Source organism: Salinispora tropica CNB-440, assembly GCF_000016425.1.
In the GTDB taxonomy this organism is placed as follows: Bacteria; Actinomycetota; Actinomycetes; order Mycobacteriales; family Micromonosporaceae; genus Micromonospora; species Micromonospora tropica.
Genome location: NC_009380.1, coordinates 3,653,343 through 3,671,732 on the forward strand (window position 1 = coordinate 3,653,343; position 18,390 = coordinate 3,671,732).

Sequence of the window (18,390 nt, forward strand, 5' to 3'; positions counted from 1 at the left end):
TGGGCCTACCATCAGGGCATGCCGCAGTACGCCCGGTCGGAGCGGGAGACGCTCGTCGACCTTATGCAGACGTTGGGACCGGAGGCACCAACACTCAACACGGGTTGGACCACCCGGGATCTCGCCGCCCACCTGGTGCTGCGAGAACGCCGCCCGGACGCCGCTGGCGGGATCCTGCTGCCGCCGCTGCGCGAGTACGCCGAGCGGGTCCGTCGACAACTCGCCGCCCGCCCCTGGGAGAGCCTGGTTGACCAGGTACGTCGGCCGCCGGTGTGGAGCCCGATCAGCAATCCGCTGCTCGACGAGGCGGCCAACACGATGGAGTTCTTCATCCATCACGAGGACGTTCGCCGGGCACAGGCCGACTGGCAGCCCCGCGACCTGCCGGCGGGGCTGCAACAGGCGCTGTGGCGCCGGGCGGCGGCGCTGGCCCGGATGGCGCTGCGCCGTTTCCCGGCCGAGGTGCTGGTCCAAGCCCCGGGGTACGGGCAGCGATCGGCCGGTCGGGGCGACGAGCAGCTCCGGATGGTGGGTGCGCCCAGCGAGCTGGTGCTCTTCCTAAGCGGGCGACAACGGGCGGCGCGGGTGCAGATCGACGGCCCGCCGGGACTGGCCGACCGGCTGCGCGACGCCCGGTTGGGGCTGTGACCCGCTCGCCCCGGCGAGGAGTTCCACCCGACCGGCCCTACCTGCGTCAGCCCAGACGGCGGGAACACCCCGCCGTCTGGGCTGACGATGTGGGGCTGATCACAGATTCCGGCCGCGCCACTCGTCCTGCTTGGCCTCGATGGCCAGCTGTTCCCGCAGCGCCGTCCCGCGGATCTGATGCCGGTGTGGCGCGTCCACGACGTACTGCACGATCAACAGCAACAGGCACACCGCCGACAGCAACACCAGGGCGAGCAGACCCGGCAGCCGGTGGGACAGCGGAATCAGTGGGAGGAGCAGCGCGACCGCGGTGACCGGCGGCCAGCGGAGTTTGCGGGGCGCCACAGCGCCCAACGCGATCAGGGTGACCAGAAAGATGATCACACCGCCGTAGAGGCTCAACGCCTCAATGACCGGCAGTGGCAGCCCCCATGCCGGCGTCCGCGGATCCGCCAGGTCATGCAACAGCCGCTTCAGAGCCAGGGCGAACAGGATGATCCCCGCCACCAACGGCAGGTGTAGATAGGTGTAGGCGTAACGGGCGAGCATGCGGCGCGCATCCGGATCCCGGGTCCGGTACAGGGCGTGCTCCATACCGACCGCGAGGCTGTCGAAATACGCCCACCACAGCACGGCGATAACGGCGATGCCCACCACCGCGGCCATCACGACCGGCGCGGTCAACGGCAGGCTGTCGGCGGCCAGGTTCGGTCCGAGCCCCAGCGAAATGATCGACTCTCCCAAGGCGATCAACACGATCAAGCCGTACCGCTCTGCCCAGTGCGCGGCGGAGGTCACCGTCCCCCGCACGCCCAGGCCCGCACCGTACTCGACACCGATCGCGGCAATCCACAACGTGAGCCGAAGCAGCCGCTCGGCGTCCCCCTCGACGAGGTGCTGCGGCACCAACGCGGCGGCGACCAACAGGGCGGTGGCGGTCACCGGCGGCGCGAGCAGCAGCAGCCAGCGCCGACGCAGTTTGGGGTTTGACCGCGCCACCCAGCCGAAGACACCCACCTGGAGCACCCGCACGAGGAAGTAGCAGGCGGCGAAGACGAGCGGACCGGCCAAGCCCTCGGGTACCTCCACGAACGCCGACGGGATACTCAGCGCGAGCACGAAGACCGCGGCCGTGGTGACGAATCCGACCAGCGGGACGCTGCCCTGGTCAACGCGGATCACGTTGCCGAGGGCGGCGAAGCCCACCCAGCACCACCAGAGCAGCGCCAGCGCCAGCAGGCACCGCAGGAGAACGGGCAAGCTGAGGTCGGCGGCGGCCAGCTCGGTGACGTTGAGGAACGCGAATACGAAGACCAGATCGTAGAAGAGCTCGAGGCGCGTGGTCCGGGAACCGGGCGCGCCCGGTTGAACCGCCGGCGACCAGCGGATCCGGTTCTCACGCTCCACCCGGCCAGTCTCCCAATCGGTCCGGCCGTCGCGGGCCGCTTCCGCGGGCCCTACGTGATTCAGGCGATGACCGCCGGCTCCGACCACTGCGGCCGGCCGACGCGGTCCAGGTCGTACCGGACGGCGGCGATCCGGTCGACCGCCTCCACCAAATCGGCGCCGGGCAGGGTGAACGGCAACCGCAGGAAGCGCTCCAGCGTCCCGTCCAGACCGAACCGAGGGCCGGGGGCAAGGCGTACGCCCACCTGCTCGGCAGCTCGGGCGAGCGCGCTGGAGATCGGGCCGTCGAGCTCCGCCCAGAGGGTGACTCCACCGTGCGGCACGGTCACCCGCCACTCGGGCAGGCGCTCGGCGAGGGCACCGAGCAACGCGTCCCGCTGGGCGGTGAGCTGTCCCCGCCGGGCCGCCACGATCGCCGGACCCTGTGCCAGTAGGTGGACGGCGACCAGCTGGTCCAGCACCGGACTCGCCATGTCCACCCCGACCCGGACGGCGGCGAGCCGCTGCACCTGTGGCGCGGAGGCGCGGATCCAGCCGATCCGCAACCCACCCCAGTACGCCTTGCTCATCCCCCCGACGGTGAGCACCCGGGAGTGCCGATCGAAGCTGGCCGTGGGCGGGGGCATCACCCTGCCATCCAGGGAGAGGTCCACGAACGACTCGTCGACCACCAGGTCGGCGCCGACGGCGTGCGCGGTGGCGACCAGCCGTTCCCGCAGCTGGGCCGACATCAGGTGGCCGGTCGGGTTCTGAAAGTCGGGGATCAGGTAGGCCAGTTTGGGTCGCCCCTGACGGAGGGCGCCGAGCAGGAGGTCAGCGTCCCAACCGGGGGCATCCGGGGCGAGGCCGTGGGTGCTGATGCGGGCCCGCCGGCCATGCAGCGCGGCCAGGGCGTTCGGATAGCTGGGCGCCTCCACCAGGACGCTGCTGCCCGGACTGTGGGTGAGGCGGAGCACCAGGTCCAGGGCGTGCTGGGTGCCATTGGTGACCATGATCTGCTCGGGTGAGGTGGGTAGGCCCCGTTCGTCGTACGTGCGGGCGATGGCCTCCCGCAGTTCGCTGATACCGGTGGGGTGGTAGCCCGCCCCACCCAGGTAGCTGGGTAGGTCCGCGGCGGCGGCCTGGGCAGCGGGCAGCAGCTCGGGCGGGGCGGCCAGGGCCGCGACTCCAAGATCAAGCATCTCGCGGTCCTCGAGCGGGGTCCAGAGGCCGCTCCCCGCCACCCGATGGTTGCCGGGGAGCATGGTCCAGCTGCCGGCACCTCGCCGGCTGGCGAGGTGGCCACTGTCGCGAAGCTCCCGATAGGCCGCGGTGACCGTGGTCCGGCTGATCCGCAGCGACTCCGCCAGCTCCCGCTCGGCCGGCAGGCGGGCGCCCAGCGGAAGCCGCCCGTCGGCGAGCAGCCCCCGGATGGCGGCGGCCAGCGCCGCATAGTCGGGGCTGCGCCGACGACCGGGGAGCGCATGCCACTGGCCGAGCAGCCGGGCCAATTGGTTTCCGCGTATTTGACTCGTCATGGGGGCCACTCCACCAATATTGGCTCTACTGGTTGCCTGATTGGCTACTAGGTTGGCATGCGTGACCCAGATTGGCAATCTCAGCTACCGACCCGCGCGACGGCTGACCCAGCTCTACGCTGGGCTCACCCTCTACGGCGTGAGCATGGCCCTGTTGATCCGCTCCGGCCTCGGCCTGGACCCCTGGGACGTCTTCCACCAAGGGCTCGCCGGGCACACCGGGCTCTCCTTCGGCACGGTGACCATCGCGGTCGGGACGCTGGTGTTGCTGCTGTGGATCCCGCTGCGGCAGCGGCCGGGCCTCGGCACGGTCAGCAATGTGGTGGTGGTCGGGCTCGTGGTGGACGCCACCCTCGCCCTGCTACCGGCGGGCCTGCCGCTCGCCACCCGAACCGCCCTACTCGTCGGCGGGATCGTCGCCAACGGCACGGCAACCGGACTCTATCTCGGCGCCCGGCTCGGCCCCGGCCCCCGCGACGGCCTGATGACCGGCTTCGTCGCCCGCCAGCCACGATTCTCGATCCGGCTCGTCCGCACCACCATCGAGGTCGCCGTACTCGGGCTGGGCTGGCTGCTCGGCGGCACGGTGGGCCCCGGCACGGTGGCGTATGCCCTGACCATCGGCCCGCTGACCCAGTTCGTGCTGCCCCGCGTGACGGTCCCTCTTCCGCCCAACCCCACCCCGCCCACCTCCACCCCGGTCCCGGCTCCCGGTTGAGCCGTGCGCTCCCGCGCACCGTCCCCGTCACGCCCGACCCCCCACCGGCTGTCCGGGTCACCGCTAGCAACGCACAGGACGACCGGTTGTAGCCCAATGAGAGGAGGTGTTTCCTTTCCGGCGAGGAATCGGCACAATCTGGCCATGGGGGAGAACCGATGGCAGTGGGCCGACGCCTGGATCTTCGTCTCGTTGGTGATCGCCAGCGGTGCCGGCCGGCACCGCCGGGCAGCGTCCAGCCGCCGGCCGGAAGGGGTCCGTCTCGCCGACGTGCTCTCCACCGCCGACCACCTCAACCGCGCGCTACCCGAACGCCGCGAGATCGAGGTCGCCGTCCGCCGGCTGGTCGGCGCTGGTCTGGTCAGCGTCACCGACGGCTGGTTCAGGATCACACCGGACGGTGAACGGCTCTGGCGCACCCGACCCAATGCCGGCCTGGCCACCACGGTCGACACCGTGCAGGGCGCGTTGATCCGTCGACACACTCCGGGAGACGCGGACTGGCACCTGTGCGAGGCCGAACACGCGGCGGCAGTGCAGGAGTACGTGGTGCGTTCCATCCCGATGCCACGACGTTCCCCGGAGAACCGTGCCCACCAGGACTGACGGGCCCGCGTGGGCCTCGTACGGACGGTTGGGCGACGAGCACGCGGACTCAGCGAACCGGGTGGCCCTTCCCGCGAAGCGCGTCCTTGACCTCGCCGACGGTGAGTTCGCCGAAGTGGAAGACGCTCGCGGCGAGCACCGCGTCGGCGCCAGCGTCGATCGCTGGTGGGAAGTGACCCGCCGCGCCCGCACCCCCGCTGGCGACCACGGGAACGTTGACCACCGCCCGCACCGCGCGGATCAGCTCCAGGTCAAAACCGGTCTTGGTGCCGTCGGCACTCATCGAGTTGAGCAGGATCTCACCCGCACCCAGCTCGGCGCCGCGCCGCGCCCAGTCGATGGCATCGATGCCGGCACCACGTCGACCGCCGTGAGTGGTCACCTCGAACCCGCTGGCCGTGGTGCCGGAGGAGGCGCGCCGTACGTCGAGGGAGAGCACCAGTACCTGCCGACCGAACCGGTCAGCGATCTCAGCGATCAACTCGGGGCGGGCAATCGCGGCGGTGTTCACGCCGACCTTGTCCGCGCCCGCGCGCAGCAGCGCGTCGACGTCACTGACCTGCCGCACCCCGCCACCAACGGTGAGCGGAATAAAGACTGACTCAGCGGTGCGGCGGACCACGTCCAGCATCGTGCCGCGGTCGCTCACGGAGGCGGTGACATCCAGGAACGTCAGCTCGTCAGCGCCCGCCCGGTCGTACGCCGCGGCCCGCTCCACCGGATCACCCGCGTCCCGCAGGTCCAGGAAGTTGACACCTTTGACCACCCGCCCAGCGTCCACGTCAAGGCAGGGAATCACGCGTACGGCCAGGGACATGCCGCCAGCCTAGCCAACGCGATCCGCCGGTGGTCGTCGTGTACGGCCCGCCACCGGTCGGATCGGGTTGGATAGGGTAGGTCGTCCCTAGCTGCCGATCTGAGCAGGGACCCTACTCAGACCCGGACCAGCATCTTGCCGAGGTTCTCGCCACGGAGCAGGCCCAGGAAGGCCGCCGGAGCGTTCTCGATGCCGTCAATGATCGTCTCGTCGTAGCTGAGCTTCCCGTCGCGCAACCAGCCGCCGACCTCCTGCACGAACTGCTCGCCCAGCTGCCCGTAGTCGGAGACGATGAAGCCGCGGAGGGTGAGCCGCTTGCTGATGATCATCGCCAGGTTGCGCGGGGCAGCCGGCGGCTCAGCCGCGTTGTACTGGGCGATCATCCCGCAGATCGCGGCCCGGCCGTTCTGCCGCATCGCGCCGATCGCCGCCTCCAGGTGCTCGCCGCCCACGTTGTCGAAGTAGACGTCGATCCCGTCCGGCGCGGCGGAGCGCAGCGAGTCCAGCACCGGGCCGTCGTGGTAGTCGAAGGCGGCGTCGAAGCCGAGCGCCCGCAGCCGCTCGACCTTGGCCGGTGAGCCGGCGCTGCCGACCACCCGGCCAGCGCCGCGGAGCTTGGCGATCTGACCGACCATGCTGCCCACCGCACCGGCCGCACCAGAGACGAAGACGGTGTCCCCCGGCTGCATCGCGGCAACCTCGAGCAGTCCGGCGTACGCGGTGAGCCCGGTCATGCCGAGCACTCCGAGGTACGTGCTGACCGGGGCGAGGGCAGGATCGACCGTCCGGACGGTCGACGCATCCAACAGCGCGTACTCCCGCCAGCCGAGCCCGTGGAGCACGGTGTCGCCGACGGCGAAGCCATCGGCCTCGCTCGCCACCACCTCGCCGACCGCCCCGCCGTCGAGCGGTGCGTCCAACGCGAAGGGCGGGACGTACGACGCAACGTCATTCATCCGTCCCCGCATATATGGATCGACAGACATAAAGGTATTGCGGACGACGATCTGCCCGGGCCCGGGGGTGGGGACGTCGGTGGTGGCCAACCGGAAGGTGTCCTCGGTCGGCCAGCCCTGCGGACGTGCGGCCAGATGAATCTCACGGTTTGCGGCGCTATTCATAATCGCTACTGCTCCTTGTGTTGGTGGATCGTCCTGGTGACTCGGGTGAGGGTGTCGCGCAACTCGACAAGATCATCGGCGCCCAGCCCGGTTGCCTGGGTCATCCGGCGGGGAACGTCGGCCATGCGCCCGCGCAGGGCCGACCCCGCCGCGGTCAACTCCACCGCCACCCGCCGCTCGTCGACCGCCGATCGCCGCCGAACCACCAGGCCCGCTGCCTCCAGCCGTTTGAGCAGCGGGGAGAGCGTGCCGGAGTCCAGATGTAGCCGAGCGCCAAGCCCGGAGACGGTCAGCGGCTCTTCGTGTTCGTACTCCCAGAGCACGAGCAGCGCGAGATACTGCGGATACGTCAGGCCGAACTCGGCGAGGATCGGCCGATACACGTCGGTCAACGCGCGCGATGCGGTATAGAGCGCGAAGCACACCTGCCCCCGCAGCACCAGTTCATCGGTCACACACAAAAGGTAGTGCGCAATTCAGTTGGGCACAACTAGATTGGCCAAGTCACATCCCAGGTAACCCTTCGACCACCTGATCCGGGCCGAGTACTACCCCGCCCACCGGCCAGCCGGGCTCGCCCGGTCACGAGCCACGGCACCACCCACGGGAGGACTCAGGCGTCGGCCAGCGTCCGTAACGCCTCAGCCACGGTGAAGGCACCCGCATACAGCGCCTTGCCGGCGATGACGCCCTCCACCCCGACCGGCTCCAGAGCCGCCAATGCCCGCAGATCAGCCAGGGTGGAGATACCACCGGAGGCGATCACCGGGGCGTTGGTGCGGGCGCAGACCTCACGGAGCAACCCCAGGTTCGGCCCGCGCATGGTGCCGTCCTTGGTGATGTCGGTGACCACGTACCGGGACGCGCCAGCCCGATCCAGCCGCGCCAGCACCTCCCACAGGTCGCCGCCGTCACGGGTCCAGCCCCGGGCGGACAGGGTCTGCCCCCGGACGTCGAGCCCGATCGCCACGCGGTCGCCGTACTCGCCACAGACCCGATCGCACCACTGGGGATCCTCCAGCGCGGCGGTGCCGATGTTGACCCGAGCGGCCCCGGTCGCCAGCGCGGCCTGCAACGACGCATCGTCGCGGATCCCGCCGGAGAGCTCCACCCGCACGTCCAGGCGACGCACCACGTCGGCGAGCAGCTCCGCGTTGGAACCCCGGCCAAAGGCCGCGTCCAGGTCAACCAGGTGAATCCACTCCGCTCCGTCCCGCTGCCAGGCCAACGCGGCGTCGAAGGGATCGCCGTAGACGGTCTCGCTACCGGCGGCGCCCTGCACCAACCGGACCGCTTGCCCGTCAGCGACATCAACGGCGGGCAACAGCGTGAGGCTCACTGAGAATCTCCTCTGATCAAGAACGACGGTCCAAGGCGATCACCACGACCGCCGGGAGTACGAGAAGCAGGAGCGCGACCAGCCCGAACCGCAACGCGAGGTCATCTACCAGGGACCAGATCATCAGGATCGCGGCCACCGTCGACAACACGATCGCGGCGCGCTCGCCTCGGGTTCGCCGAGGCAGCCGGCCGATCCGCCCCCGGCGTACTGGCGGAGTCAGCCGACGAAGCAGCGCCCGCCGCTGGGCCTGCCGGGCGAGCTGCCGCTGCCGCACCGCCCGCCGCTGCGCCGCCTCCGCCTCGCGAGCAGCCCGGCGCCGCGCCCGCTCCTTGCTCACCGACGCCCCCCAGCGGGACGGCCGGTCGTCGGCTGAGCCCACAACGACAGCGTGTTCAACCAGTTGCGCAGCAGCGCGGCACCAGTGTCGGCGGACTTCTCCGGATGGAACTGGACGGCGCTGAGCGGCCCCCGCTCCACGGCCGCCACGAACTCCGTCCCATGGTGGGCGGTGGTCACGGCGACGCCAGCAGTGGCCAACGCGGCCGCGCCGCCCACCGCATACGAGTGCACGAAGTAGAACCGGCTCTGGGCCAGGCCGGCGAACAGCACCGAATCGGCCGGCGGAGAGACCGTGTTCCAGCCCATGTGCGGCAGCCGCGCTGCGGGGAGTTGACCCACCTGGCCGGGCAACAGTCCAAGACCTTCGGTCACCACACCGTGCTCGGCACCACGCTCGAAGAGCACCTGCATACCGACGCAGATGCCGAGCACCGGACGGCCGGCGTCGACCCGCTCGACAATCACCGGACCGGCGCCCAGCGCCTCAATCCCCGCCATGCAGGCGGCGAAAGCCCCGACCCCGGGGACCACCAAGCCATCCGCATCGGCGGCGGCGGCCAGGTCGTCGGTCACCGTCACGTCCGCGCCGGCCGCCGCGAGGGCGCGCTCCGCGGAGCGGAGATTCCCCGACCCGTAGTCCAGCACCACGACCCTGCTCATGAACCCTCCCCCGGCAGCAACCACAGACCCCCGGCGACCGCTGCCAACATGGACAGCGCCGCGGTGGTGAGCACCACGCCGCGCGGCGCCCCCTGCCGGTGCAACGAGAACGCCCCACCGACCAGCACCCCAGCCAGGATCAGCAGCAGGACCGGTAGCAGCCCACCCATCAGTGCCACCCTCCACTCACGACGACGGTCCTCACAGTGTCCCCTTCGTGCTGGGCACGACACCGGTAAACCGCGGATCCACGGCCGTCGCCTCACGCAGCGCCCGGGACACCGCCTTGAACTGGGCCTCCACCACGTGGTGCGCGTCCGGGTGCCCGCCCGGTCGGGCTGCCCGCAGCACGTCGACGTGCAGCGTGACCCGGGCCGACTGGCCGAAGGACTCCCAGACGTGTCGGGTCATGCTGGTGGGATAGACCGGTCCGATGTACGGAGCGAGCGGCGGCTCATCGTGCACAACGTACGGCCGACCCGAAATGTCGACGGCTGCGCGGACCAACACCTCGTCCATCGGGACGGTGGCCGAGCCGTACCGCCGGATACCGGCCCGGTCCCCCAGCGCACGATCAACCGCGGAGCCCAGCGCCAACGCCGTGTCCTCCATCGTGTGATGAGCGTCAATGTGAAGATCGCCGACCGTGTGCACGGTGAGATCAAACCCCCCGTGCCGGGCGATCTGGTGCAGCATGTGGTCGTAGAAGCCGACACCGGTCTCGATATCAGCCTTGCCACTACCGTCGAGGTCAATCTCGACGAGGACCTTGGTCTCCTTGGTGACCCGCTCGACCCGGGCGGTGCGACTCATGACGAAAGCTTCTCCATAGCGAGCAGGAAGGCATCGGTCTCGGCGCGGGTGCCGGCGGTGACCCGCAACCAGCCGGGCAGGCCAACGTCGCGAACCAGTACCCCGGCATCGAGCAGGACCTGCCACGCGGTGTGCTGGTCCCCGCCGACCTCGAACAGCACGAAGTTGGCGTCACTGTCGGCGACCCGGTGACCGCGGGCACGGAGCTCGGTCACGATCCGGTCCCGCTGCACCCTGATCGCGGCGACGGTGCCCAGCAACTCGTCGCGATGCGCCAGGGCGGCCCGTGCCGCTGCCTGGGTCAGCGCCGACAGGTGATACGGCAGCCGGACCAGTTGCAGGGCCGACACCACCGCCGGGTCGGCGGCCAGATAACCCAACCGACCGCCGGCAAACCCAAACGCCTTACTCATGGTACGGGTCACCACCAGCCGGGGATGGCCGCTCAGCAGCGACAGGGCGCTGACCGTGCCGGCCCGCGCGAACTCCGCGTACGCCTCGTCGACCACCACCATCCCCGGTGCCTCGGCCAGCACGGCGGCGACCACGGCCAGGTCCAGGACAGTGCCGGTGGGGTTGTTCGGTGAGCAGAGAAAGACCACGTCCGGACGGTGCTCACGAACCTGTTCCACCGCATCGCCGACGGTCAGCCCGAAGTCCACGCCACGCCGGGCCGGCGTCCACCGGGTGCCGGTGCCGAGCGCCAGCAGCGGATGCATCGAATATGCCGGCACGAAGCCGAGCGCGGTCCGTCCCGGTCCGCCGAAGGCCTGGAGCAGCTGCTGGTGGACCTCGTTGGAGCCGTTGGCCGCCCACACCTGGTCAAGGTTGAGCCCATCCCCCAGGTACGCCGCCAGATCGTCGCGGAGCGCCACCGCGTCCCGGTCCGGATACCGGTTGAGGTCCCGCAGCTCGGCGGCGATCGCCCTACCGATCGTCTCGGCCACCGCGTCCGGCACCGGGTACGAGTTCTCATTCGTGTTCAACCGAACCGCCACGTCCAGCTGCGGCGCCCCGTACGGGGTCAGCCCGCGCAGGTCCGCCCGGATCGGCAGATCGTCCAGGCTGGTCACGACGCCTCCTCCGACAGCCGAGCGGTGACCGCCTGGCCGTGTGCCGGCAGGTCCTCCACCGTCGCCAGGGCGACCACGTGGGGCGCCACGTCCCGGAGCGCGTCCTGTGTGTACTCCACCAGATGGACACCGCGCAGAAAGGACTGCACCGACAGGCCCGACGAATGCCGGGCACAGCCCCCGGTGGGCAGCACATGGTTGGAGCCGGCGCAGTAGTCGCCGAGCGACACCGGCGACCAGGCGCCGACGAAGATCGCCCCGGCGTTGCGCACCCGCAGCGCCCACTCCCGGGCATTCTCGGTCTGGATCTCCAGATGCTCGGCCGCGTACGCGTCAACCACCCGCAGCCCGGCCGCCAGGTCCGCAACGAGGACGATGCCGCTCTGCTCCCCGGTGAGGGCGGTGTCAACCCGCTCGGTGTGCCGGGTCGCCGGTACCTGCCGGGCAAGCTCCCGGTCCACCGCGTCGGCCAGCTCCACCGACGGCGTGACCAGCACGCTCGCCGCAAGTGGGTCGTGCTCGGCCTGGCTGATCAGGTCGGCGGCCACATGCACCGGATCGGCGGTGTGGTCAGCCAGAATTGCGATTTCGGTGGGCCCGGCCTCGGCGTCGATGCCGACCACGCCGCGCAGTAACCGCTTGGCGGCGGTGACCCAGATGTTGCCCGGGCCGGTGATCAGGTCAACCGGCGTACAGAAGGCGGTGCTGTCAGGATCCACCGAGCTGCCGTACGCGAGCATCGCCACTGCCTGGGCCCCGCCGACGGCGTACACCTCGTCTACCCCAAGCAGGGCGCAGGCGGCGAGCACCCGCCGGTCGGGCAACCCGCCGTTGTCCTTGCGCGGTGGACTGGCCACGACCAACGAACGCACCCCGGCTTCCTGCGCGGGCACGACGTTCATGACCACCGTTGACGGGTACATCGCCAGACCACCGGGCACGTAGAGTCCGACCCGGTCAACCGGAACCCAACGCTCGGTGACCGTGCCACCCGGCACGACCTGCGTGGTGTGGTCGCTGCGCCGCTGCGCGGCGTGTACCCGGCGGGCCCGGTTGATCGACTCCAACAACGCGGCGCGGACCCGCGGGTCAAGCGCCCCCTCCGCCTCGGCGATCGCCTGCACCGGGACCCGCAGCACCTCCGGAGAAACCCCGTCGAACCGCTCGCTCGCCGCTCGGATCGCCGAGTAGCCATGCTCCCGCACCTCCTCCACGAGCGGGCGGATCCGCTCGACAGCCGCGGAGACATCAAGCCGGGCACGGGGCAGCAGGCGACGTGGGTCACGAACCCCGTCTCGTAGGTCGATCCGATGCAACACCCTTGCGAGTCTAGGCGGCTCGAGTCCAGGCTGACCGGCACCGCCCACACGACGAGACGGTGAGCCGAGACACCCCCTCCGGCGGCGGATCGGGCTACCCTCGACCCGTGACTGCGCGGCTGCCGGTGTTCCCGCTCGGGACCGTTCTCTTCCCCGGTCTGGTGCTGCCGCTGCACATCTTCGAGGATCGATACCGTGCGCTGGTGCGCCACCTACTCGCCCTGCCGGAGCAGGGGCGGCGTGAGTTCGGTGTGGTGGCGATCCGGGCCGGTTGGGAGGTCGCTCCCACCGCACCGGACGGCCGCCCGTTGCCCGGCGACGACGTCACGCTGCACGAGGTGGGCTGCACCGCCGAGCTGCGACAGGTGACCGAGCTGCCGGACGGGGGCTACGACATCGTCACCGTGGGTCGGCAGCGGTTCCGGATGGGTGCGGTCGACCGAGCCAGCGCGCCCTACCTGACCGCCGAGGTCGAGTGGCTGCCCGAGCCACACACCCCAGACGAGGCTGGGGAGCTACCCGCCCGGGTGACCGCGGTCTTCCGGCAGTACCTGAGCCTGATCCGCGCCGACCCGGAAGAGATCTCGGAGCAGCTCCCGGAGGATCCGACAGTCCTGTCGCACCTGGTCGCCGCGACGACCGCGCTGACCCTCGCCGACCGACAGCGGTTGCTCGCCATCGACGGTACCGCTACCCGGCTCCGCGCCGAACTGCGGCTGCTCACCCGCGAGGTGGCTCTGCTGCGCCAGGTCCGGGCGGTTCCGGTGCCGCTGAAGGAGTTGGCGTCTCCGCCGACGCCCAACTGACGCCCGGCCCAGCGGGCCATTCGGGAGTTGGCTCCGGCCGCAACGACGGCCAACGGGACCAGCCCGCCAACAGGGTGTAACCAACCGCCGCGCCAAACGCGGGCAGGAGCACGTTGCCGTACGGCACCGGTAGGAGACCCACCCACTCCACTCCCCCGGCCCGCAGCTGCGCGGGTTGTCCGAAGGTTTGGCCCTCCGCCGCGGTCACCAACAGGCGCTCGAAGGTGGCCAGCCCCACCCGTTGGCCGACCTGCCAGGCGACCAGCGCCGCGCCCAGCGACCCAAGCACGGCAGCAGCCAGTCCGATCGGGCCCCGGAAGCGGCGCAGCAGGAACCAGAGGCCGACCGCGACCACGATGCCAAAGCCCAGACCGAGCAGGCTGAACCAACCGTCGGCGGCGATCGGCTGCTCCGGCTGCGATTCGCCGTAGACAGCGCCCGACTCGGTCTTTACCACCGGGGTGTCGGGAGCCAGCGCGGCCCAGAGCAACCCCAGCGGGACACCAAGGATCACCACCCCGAACGCTCCCGCCGCCGCCCACCCGAGCTGCGGCCGGAGCCCCGGCCGCGGCGTCCCGGCAACGGGCGGTGCCCCGTACCAGGTCAACGAGGCGGGCGGTACCGGCCCGATGGCGGCAGCACGATCCGGGTATGGCGCGGCGGGGCGATCGCCCGGCGACTCGACATACGGCGGTACGGCCCCGGAACTGGGCCGGTCGGGGTCGAGGTTGTCCGCGCTCACCCGGTGATCCTCTCAGGAGGGGCGGCGCCACGGGGCGCCGGTGGACGACACGCCACTCAGCGGGCGAACGGCTCCAGCATCACCGCGGTGGCACTCAACCACGCCTCCCGGGTCGCTGGCTGGAGCTGGTGGTACTCGATTGACGAGCCGGACTCCAAGATCGGGTCATACGGAACCACGGTCACCGCCCGAGTCCGGGTAGCGAAGTGGCGTTCCAGGTCGGCCCGGAGCTCACTGTGTCCGGGAGTCGGACACGAGATCAGGGTCACCGCGTTGTCGGCCAACTCCCCCATGCCGACCTCGTGCAGAAGGTCGAGCATCCAGTCAGCGCTGAACGCGGCGTCCTCCCGCGGCACCGTGGTGACCACGAGTTGGTCGGCGGCCTGCATCACGGTACGCCAGTTGGGGCTCTCCACGTTGTTGCCGGTGTCCACGCAGATCACGTCGTGCGTGCGACGGAGCAGCTCCAGCACCCGCCGGACGGTGAACTGGTCGAGCCGCTGGGCGAAACGGGGACTCTCCTCACCCGCCAGCACGTCGTACGAGCCGTCCGAGGCGTGCCGGAGATAGTCGTCGAGCTGGTCCAGCAACTCCGGCCCATCCTTGATCTCGATGTGCGCAAGGTCGCTGATCAGATGCCGGATCGTACGGGCGTGCCGGGCGCTGCCCGCACGCAGACCGAGCGTGCCCCGTAGCTCGTTGTCGTCCCAGGCCAGCACGCCCCGGCCACGCACGCTGCCGACGGTTGCGGCGGCCAGCACGGTCGCCGTGGTTTTGTGCACGCCACCTTTGGGATTCGCGAACGCCAGCACCCGGGGGCTACCGAGCTCCCCCCGGAGTACGGTGGCCGCGCGCTCCGATCCACTCGGGGCGGACGGCGGCCGCCACTCCACCCTGGCGTAGCCCCGACTCACCGCGGGCTGGTACGCCGGCTCAGGGTAGTAGTCGTTCTCCGACCGATATCCAGGATCAGCCTGGTACCCCGGATCTGACCGATACGCCGTATCAGACCGGTAGCCGTTCTCGGACGGCGGCGCGTGCCGGTAACCATTGTCGAGTAAGGCGTAGCGGGACCGCGCTGGCGGTGACTCCGGTTCGGAGTAGCGGGGCTCCGGAGCAGGAGCCGGTGGGGCGTGGTAGCCCGGCTCGGCCCGGTACGCCGGCTCGGCCCGGTACGCCGGCTCGGCCCGGTACGCCGGCTCACCCCGCTCCCCGGCGTCCCGCGGATCAGCCCCGTACGTTCGCGCCTCCGCGCCATACGACAGCTCGGTAGGCGGCGAGCCGACACCCGGCACATGCGACCCGGTTGCCGGCACGCGGGCCGCGTAGCCGTTGCCGGCGGCTCGTCGGGGCAATGGCTCGACCGGGGCGGCAGGCCCCGACCGGTCCGACCCGGCCGGCTCGGCTGCACGGCTACCGAGCCGCGCCCGGTCGAGCAACGCCCGCCACCGGGGTGCCGGTTCGGCCGGCTGACCCCAGCCGGTCTCGCTGCCCTCCACGGCTCGCCCTCCCAGCTCCATCCTGCCTCGCCCTGACAGGCTACGAACGAAAGCCTATTAGGGCTATACCGATCCACCTCCCACCGGGCCGACCTCACCTTCCGAAACCGGCTCGGGTGTACCCGTGCGGACCGCGTTCGTCGAGGTCGTCGGCGTGGGTGACTCGCCGGCCGAGTAGGTGGAACTCGATGATGTCGATGGTGACTTCCTCACCTCCGGGAGCGGGTCGGGAGCGGGTTCCTCACTCGGCGTGGGCGTCGGCGAGCCGGAGGTGCCCGGATCAGGGCTATCCGGGGTGGGGGTGACCGGATCAGGGGCAACCGAGGTGGGGGTAACCGGAGCAGGGACCGCCGGGTCGGGAACAACCGGGTCGGGGACCACCGGATCCGGGACCGCCGGGTCGGGGATCACCGGATCGGGGGTGGTCAGATCAAGGTCTGCAAGGGGGTGCGCGACCGCATCCTGCTCCGGCAGGGGTGGGGTGAAGACGGTCCGGTCCAGCTGACGCACCTCCGGCGCGGGATCAACGACCCGCACGTCCGGTTGGGACGCCACCTGGCGCAGCTCGACCGGCTCCGCACGAACCACCGCCGCGTACACGCAGGCGCACCCACCGCGGTATGCCGTGGCTTCGGCCTCCGCCATCTGCGCCGCACTGAGGTACAGCGCGCGCTGCTCGCGCTGCTCCGGTCCCCCGTCGCTGACCGCGACGGCCCGCGCCCGATAGTCGCCCGCCTCCCGATCCTTACGGGCCGCCAGGTCGGCCATGGCGGTGATCACGTCATCCGGCAGGCCCGGCGCGTCGATCCGCACCACCTCGGTCTGCCGCTCAGGCAGCGGCACCCGACCGATGACAGCGGCGACCGGCACGTCACCGAGGACACTGTCGGCCTGATGCGGCGTCAGATACGTCGCCAGCGAGACCAGTGCGAAGGTGTCGTTCTCCGGGGACGGGGACGCCCGCAGCGCCTCCAGGTCATCCGTGGCGTCCTGCAGATATCCCGGAATTGACTCCCCGGCGGCCACCCCGACCCGGGTCACGCCATCAGCGGTGGGGGCACTGACCTGCGGTGCACCAATCCCCCACATCGCGGTGACCGTCACCGCGAGGCAGGAGAGCAGCACAGCCGCGAGGAGAATCCCGCGTTGGGCAGGACCCTGGGCCAGCCGGTTCGCCGCGCCCACAAGGTGGGGTAACAGCCGCTGGTCCAGCCGACGCAGCAGGTCACCGGAGCGCACGGACGGAGATCCCTTCGTCGCGTTGGATCGGTCAGGTCATCGCCGTGCTCAGTCCCGCAGGATTCCCAGAGCGCGGTCCAGATCGTCAGGGTAATCGCTGACGAAACAGACCTCCTCCCCCGTACGGGGATGCCGGAACCTTAACTCCCGGGCATGAAGCCACTGCCGATCCAGGCCGAGCCGCGTGGCGAGGGTGGGATCGGCTCCGTAGGTAAGGTCACCCACGCAGGGGTGGCGCAGCGTCGAGAAGTGCACTCGGATCTGGTGCGTACGGCCCGTCTCCAGCCGTACGTCCACCAGGCTGGCCGCCGGGAACGCCTCCAGGGTGTCATAGTGGGTGATGCTGGGCTTACCGTCCGAGACCACCGCCCAGCGGTAGTCATGGTGTGGATGCCGATCGATCGGAGCGTCGATGGTGCCGCGTAACGGGTCGAGATGCCCCTGCACCACGGCGTGGTAGCGCTTCTCCACCTCGCGGTACTTGAACGCCCGCTTCAAGCTGGTGTATGCCTGCTCGCTCTTGGCCACCGCCATGATCCCGGTCGTGCCGACATCGAGCCGATGCACCACGCCCTGCCGCTCGGCGGCACCGCTGGTGGAGATCCGGTGGCCGATCGCGGCAAGCCCACCGATCACGGTCGGTCCGGTCCAACCGGGACTCGGGTGGGCGGCCACGCCGACCGGCTTGTCCACCACCACGATGTCGTCGTCGGCATACACGACGCGCAGGCCGGACACCGCCTGCGGCACGACCGCCGGCGGAGCTGCCGGCGCCGGCAGTGTCACCTCCAGCCAGGACCCGGCCCGAATCTTGTAGGAATTAGCCCGCACCGTTCCATCGACCAGTGCGGCGCCCGCGTCGACCAGGGCCGCCGCGGTCGTCCGGCTAAGCCCGAAGAGCCGCGCGACGGCCTGGTCGAGGCGGAGCCCGTCGAGCCCGTCCGGGACTGGCAGCGATCGTTGGCCACCACCGGTGGCATACGCCGCCGTCATGCCCGCTCCCGCGGCGCGGTGGGGGTCGCTCGTCGTCCGTTCCGGCCGAGCCGGCTGCCGTCGCGCTGGCGGCCGGTCAGTTCAAGGAACACCGCGAGGCAGACGCCACAGACCAGGGCACTGTCGGCCACATTGAAGACCGGAAATGCGCGGCCGTACGGCTCAAGGACACTGATCATGTCGACCACGTGACCGACGAACCAGCCCGGAGCACGGAAGATCCGGTCGGTCAGGTTACCAAGTGCCCCGCCAAGCACCAGCCCCAACGACACCGCCCAGGGCAGGGAGCGCAGGCGCAGCGCCGTCCAGAGGATCCAGCCGATCACGACGATGGTGATCAGCGAGAAGATCCAGGTGTGATCGGCGCCGATACTCCACGCCGCGCCGCTGTTGCGGGTGAGGCTGAGATAGACCAGACCGCCCAGGAGCTCGACGGGCTCCCGGCCCTCCAAGGCCCGCAGTGCCAGATGCTTGGTCACGAGGTCGAGCGCCAGCACGGTGAGGCCGATGCCGAGCAGAACCGACGCGGTACGGCGTCGCGGCGCCGCACCGTCGACGGCACCGTCCGCCTCGGCGGGCCCATCCGCCTCGGCGGCACCATCCGGCCCGGGGGCCGGGCGGCCCACCGGCTCGGCGGGTCCGGTTGGTCCGGCCGCCTCGGCATGGCCGGATCCCGGGGTCGGTCCTGCGGTCATCTGCTCCCCATCGACGCTCGTGGCGGCGGACGCCGC

Annotated in this window: 21 protein-coding genes; 4 read left to right on the forward strand and 17 right to left on the reverse strand. The window is 70.7% G+C overall.

The window, feature by feature from the left end; genetic code table 11:
* Window positions 1–18: 18 nt before the first annotated feature.
* Window positions 19–648, forward strand: a complete 630-nt coding sequence (locus tag STROP_RS15940; protein WP_012014393.1) for a TIGR03085 family metal-binding protein — start codon at window positions 19–21, stop codon at window positions 646–648.
* 99 nt (window positions 649–747) lie between these two features.
* Here STROP_RS15940 and STROP_RS15945 read toward each other — a convergent pair whose 3' ends face one another.
* Both STROP_RS15945 and yczR read right to left on the reverse strand, forming a co-directional pair.
* The gene (locus tag STROP_RS15945; RefSeq protein ID WP_012014394.1) at window positions 748–2,055 is read right to left on the reverse strand and encodes a low temperature requirement protein A; all 1,308 of its coding nucleotides are present in this window, start codon (window positions 2,053–2,055) and stop codon (window positions 748–750) included.
* Between the two features lie 59 nt (window positions 2,056–2,114).
* Window positions 2,115–3,572 (reverse strand): MocR-like transcription factor YczR, encoded by a 1,458-nt coding sequence (yczR, locus tag STROP_RS15950; RefSeq protein WP_012014395.1) that lies wholly within the window; start codon window positions 3,570–3,572, stop codon window positions 2,115–2,117.
* 61 nt (window positions 3,573–3,633) lie between these two features.
* On the opposite strand from yczR, the gene yczE reads away from it, so the two are divergent.
* Both yczE and STROP_RS15960 read left to right on the forward strand, forming a co-directional pair.
* Window positions 3,634–4,290 carry a membrane protein YczE gene (yczE, locus tag STROP_RS15955; RefSeq protein ID WP_012014396.1) on the forward strand — a complete coding sequence of 219 codons (657 nt, stop codon included), beginning with the start codon at window positions 3,634–3,636 and terminating at the stop codon, window positions 4,288–4,290.
* Between the two features lie 144 nt (window positions 4,291–4,434).
* Window positions 4,435–4,896: a hypothetical protein gene (locus STROP_RS15960; RefSeq protein ID WP_026275092.1), complete on the forward strand. Its 462-nt coding sequence runs from the start codon at window positions 4,435–4,437 to the stop codon at window positions 4,894–4,896.
* A gap of 49 nt (window positions 4,897–4,945) precedes the next feature.
* On the opposite strand, the gene hisF is transcribed toward STROP_RS15960, so the two are convergent.
* From hisF to hisD, 10 genes are all read right to left on the reverse strand, one after another.
* Window positions 4,946–5,713 carry an imidazole glycerol phosphate synthase subunit HisF gene (gene hisF / locus STROP_RS15965; RefSeq protein WP_012014398.1) on the reverse strand — a complete coding sequence of 256 codons (768 nt, stop codon included), beginning with the start codon at window positions 5,711–5,713 and terminating at the stop codon, window positions 4,946–4,948.
* Window positions 5,714–5,829: 116 nt separating this feature from the next.
* Window positions 5,830–6,834 (reverse strand): NADP-dependent oxidoreductase, encoded by a 1,005-nt coding sequence (locus STROP_RS15970; protein ID WP_012014399.1) that lies wholly within the window; start codon window positions 6,832–6,834, stop codon window positions 5,830–5,832.
* 5 nt (window positions 6,835–6,839) lie between these two features.
* Entirely contained in the window at window positions 6,840–7,289 is a 450-nt protein-coding gene (locus tag STROP_RS15975) for a MarR family winged helix-turn-helix transcriptional regulator (RefSeq protein WP_018830542.1), read from the reverse strand.
* A 158-nt stretch (window positions 7,290–7,447) separates the two neighbouring features.
* The gene (priA, locus tag STROP_RS15980; RefSeq protein ID WP_012014401.1) at window positions 7,448–8,173 is read right to left on the reverse strand and encodes a bifunctional 1-(5-phosphoribosyl)-5-((5-phosphoribosylamino)methylideneamino)imidazole-4-carboxamide isomerase/phosphoribosylanthranilate isomerase PriA; all 726 of its coding nucleotides are present in this window, start codon (window positions 8,171–8,173) and stop codon (window positions 7,448–7,450) included.
* Window positions 8,174–8,189: 16 nt separating this feature from the next.
* Entirely contained in the window at window positions 8,190–8,513 is a 324-nt protein-coding gene (locus tag STROP_RS15985; protein ID WP_012014402.1) for a hypothetical protein, read from the reverse strand.
* Window positions 8,510–9,175, reverse strand: coding sequence for an imidazole glycerol phosphate synthase subunit HisH (hisH, locus tag STROP_RS15990; protein WP_012014403.1), 666 nt, complete (start codon window positions 9,173–9,175; stop codon window positions 8,510–8,512). Before hisH ends, STROP_RS15985 begins: the two co-directional genes overlap by 4 nt.
* Window positions 9,172–9,345 carry a hypothetical protein gene (locus STROP_RS25230; protein ID WP_012014404.1) on the reverse strand — a complete coding sequence of 58 codons (174 nt, stop codon included), beginning with the start codon at window positions 9,343–9,345 and terminating at the stop codon, window positions 9,172–9,174. Before STROP_RS25230 ends, hisH begins: the two co-directional genes overlap by 4 nt.
* Window positions 9,346–9,376: 31 nt before the next feature.
* Window positions 9,377–9,988: an imidazoleglycerol-phosphate dehydratase HisB gene (gene hisB / locus STROP_RS15995; RefSeq protein WP_012014405.1), complete on the reverse strand. Its 612-nt coding sequence runs from the start codon at window positions 9,986–9,988 to the stop codon at window positions 9,377–9,379.
* Entirely contained in the window at window positions 9,985–11,061 is a 1,077-nt protein-coding gene (locus tag STROP_RS16000) for a histidinol-phosphate transaminase (RefSeq protein ID WP_012014406.1), read from the reverse strand. Before STROP_RS16000 ends, hisB begins: the two co-directional genes overlap by 4 nt.
* The gene (gene hisD / locus STROP_RS16005) at window positions 11,058–12,380 is read right to left on the reverse strand and encodes a histidinol dehydrogenase (RefSeq protein WP_026275093.1); all 1,323 of its coding nucleotides are present in this window, start codon (window positions 12,378–12,380) and stop codon (window positions 11,058–11,060) included. The genes STROP_RS16000 and hisD overlap by 4 nt, the downstream gene beginning before the upstream one ends.
* A gap of 107 nt (window positions 12,381–12,487) precedes the next feature.
* On the opposite strand from hisD, the gene STROP_RS16010 reads away from it, so the two are divergent.
* A complete protein-coding gene (locus STROP_RS16010; RefSeq protein WP_012014408.1) occupies window positions 12,488–13,186 on the forward strand; it encodes an LON peptidase substrate-binding domain-containing protein in 699 nt (232 codons plus the stop codon).
* Here the strand turns inward: STROP_RS16010 and STROP_RS16015 are convergent.
* From STROP_RS16015 to lspA, 5 genes are read right to left on the reverse strand one after another with little or no spacing between them, the layout of a single operon-like run.
* The gene (locus STROP_RS16015) at window positions 13,101–13,928 is read right to left on the reverse strand and encodes a DUF2567 domain-containing protein (protein WP_012014409.1); all 828 of its coding nucleotides are present in this window, start codon (window positions 13,926–13,928) and stop codon (window positions 13,101–13,103) included. The genes STROP_RS16010 and STROP_RS16015 overlap by 86 nt on opposite strands.
* Window positions 13,929–13,984: 56 nt before the next feature.
* Window positions 13,985–15,448, reverse strand: coding sequence for an AAA family ATPase (locus STROP_RS16020; RefSeq protein ID WP_012014410.1), 1,464 nt, complete (start codon window positions 15,446–15,448; stop codon window positions 13,985–13,987).
* A 42-nt stretch (window positions 15,449–15,490) separates the two neighbouring features.
* Complete coding sequence (locus tag STROP_RS16025) at window positions 15,491–16,666, reverse strand: hypothetical protein (protein WP_012014411.1); 1,176 nt, start codon at window positions 16,664–16,666, stop codon at window positions 15,491–15,493.
* A 48-nt stretch (window positions 16,667–16,714) separates the two neighbouring features.
* Window positions 16,715–17,659, reverse strand: coding sequence for an RluA family pseudouridine synthase (locus STROP_RS16030; RefSeq protein ID WP_012014412.1), 945 nt, complete (start codon window positions 17,657–17,659; stop codon window positions 16,715–16,717).
* On the reverse strand, window positions 17,656–18,354 hold the full coding sequence (lspA, locus tag STROP_RS16035; RefSeq protein ID WP_012014413.1) for a signal peptidase II: 699 nt from the start codon (window positions 18,352–18,354) through the stop codon (window positions 17,656–17,658). Before lspA ends, STROP_RS16030 begins: the two co-directional genes overlap by 4 nt.
* Between the last annotated feature and the right edge of the window lie 36 nt (window positions 18,355–18,390).

Bases quoted from the DNA above. Each gene is read 5' to 3' on its own strand.
- hisB (WP_012014405.1), bottom strand. From the start codon at position 9,988: ATGAGTCGCACCGCCCGGGTCGAGCGGGTCACCAAGGAGACCAAGGTC.
- hisF (WP_012014398.1), bottom strand. From the start codon at position 5,713: ATGTCCCTGGCCGTACGCGTGATTCCCTGCCTTGACGTGGACGCTGGG.
- STROP_RS15970 (WP_012014399.1), bottom strand. From the start codon at position 6,834: ATGAATAGCGCCGCAAACCGTGAGATTCATCTGGCCGCACGTCCGCAG.
- STROP_RS16030 (WP_012014412.1), bottom strand. From the start codon at position 17,659: ATGACGGCGGCGTATGCCACCGGTGGTGGCCAACGATCGCTGCCAGTC.
- STROP_RS25230 (WP_012014404.1), bottom strand. From the start codon at position 9,345: ATGGGTGGGCTGCTACCGGTCCTGCTGCTGATCCTGGCTGGGGTGCTG.
- STROP_RS16020 (WP_012014410.1), bottom strand. From the start codon at position 15,448: ATGGAGCTGGGAGGGCGAGCCGTGGAGGGCAGCGAGACCGGCTGGGGT.
- STROP_RS15960 (WP_026275092.1), top strand. From the start codon at position 4,435: ATGGGGGAGAACCGATGGCAGTGGGCCGACGCCTGGATCTTCGTCTCG.
- STROP_RS15940 (WP_012014393.1), top strand. From the start codon at position 19: ATGCCGCAGTACGCCCGGTCGGAGCGGGAGACGCTCGTCGACCTTATG.
- hisH (WP_012014403.1), bottom strand. From the start codon at position 9,175: ATGAGCAGGGTCGTGGTGCTGGACTACGGGTCGGGGAATCTCCGCTCC.
- lspA (WP_012014413.1), bottom strand. From the start codon at position 18,354: ATGACCGCAGGACCGACCCCGGGATCCGGCCATGCCGAGGCGGCCGGA.
- yczR (WP_012014395.1), bottom strand. From the start codon at position 3,572: ATGACGAGTCAAATACGCGGAAACCAATTGGCCCGGCTGCTCGGCCAG.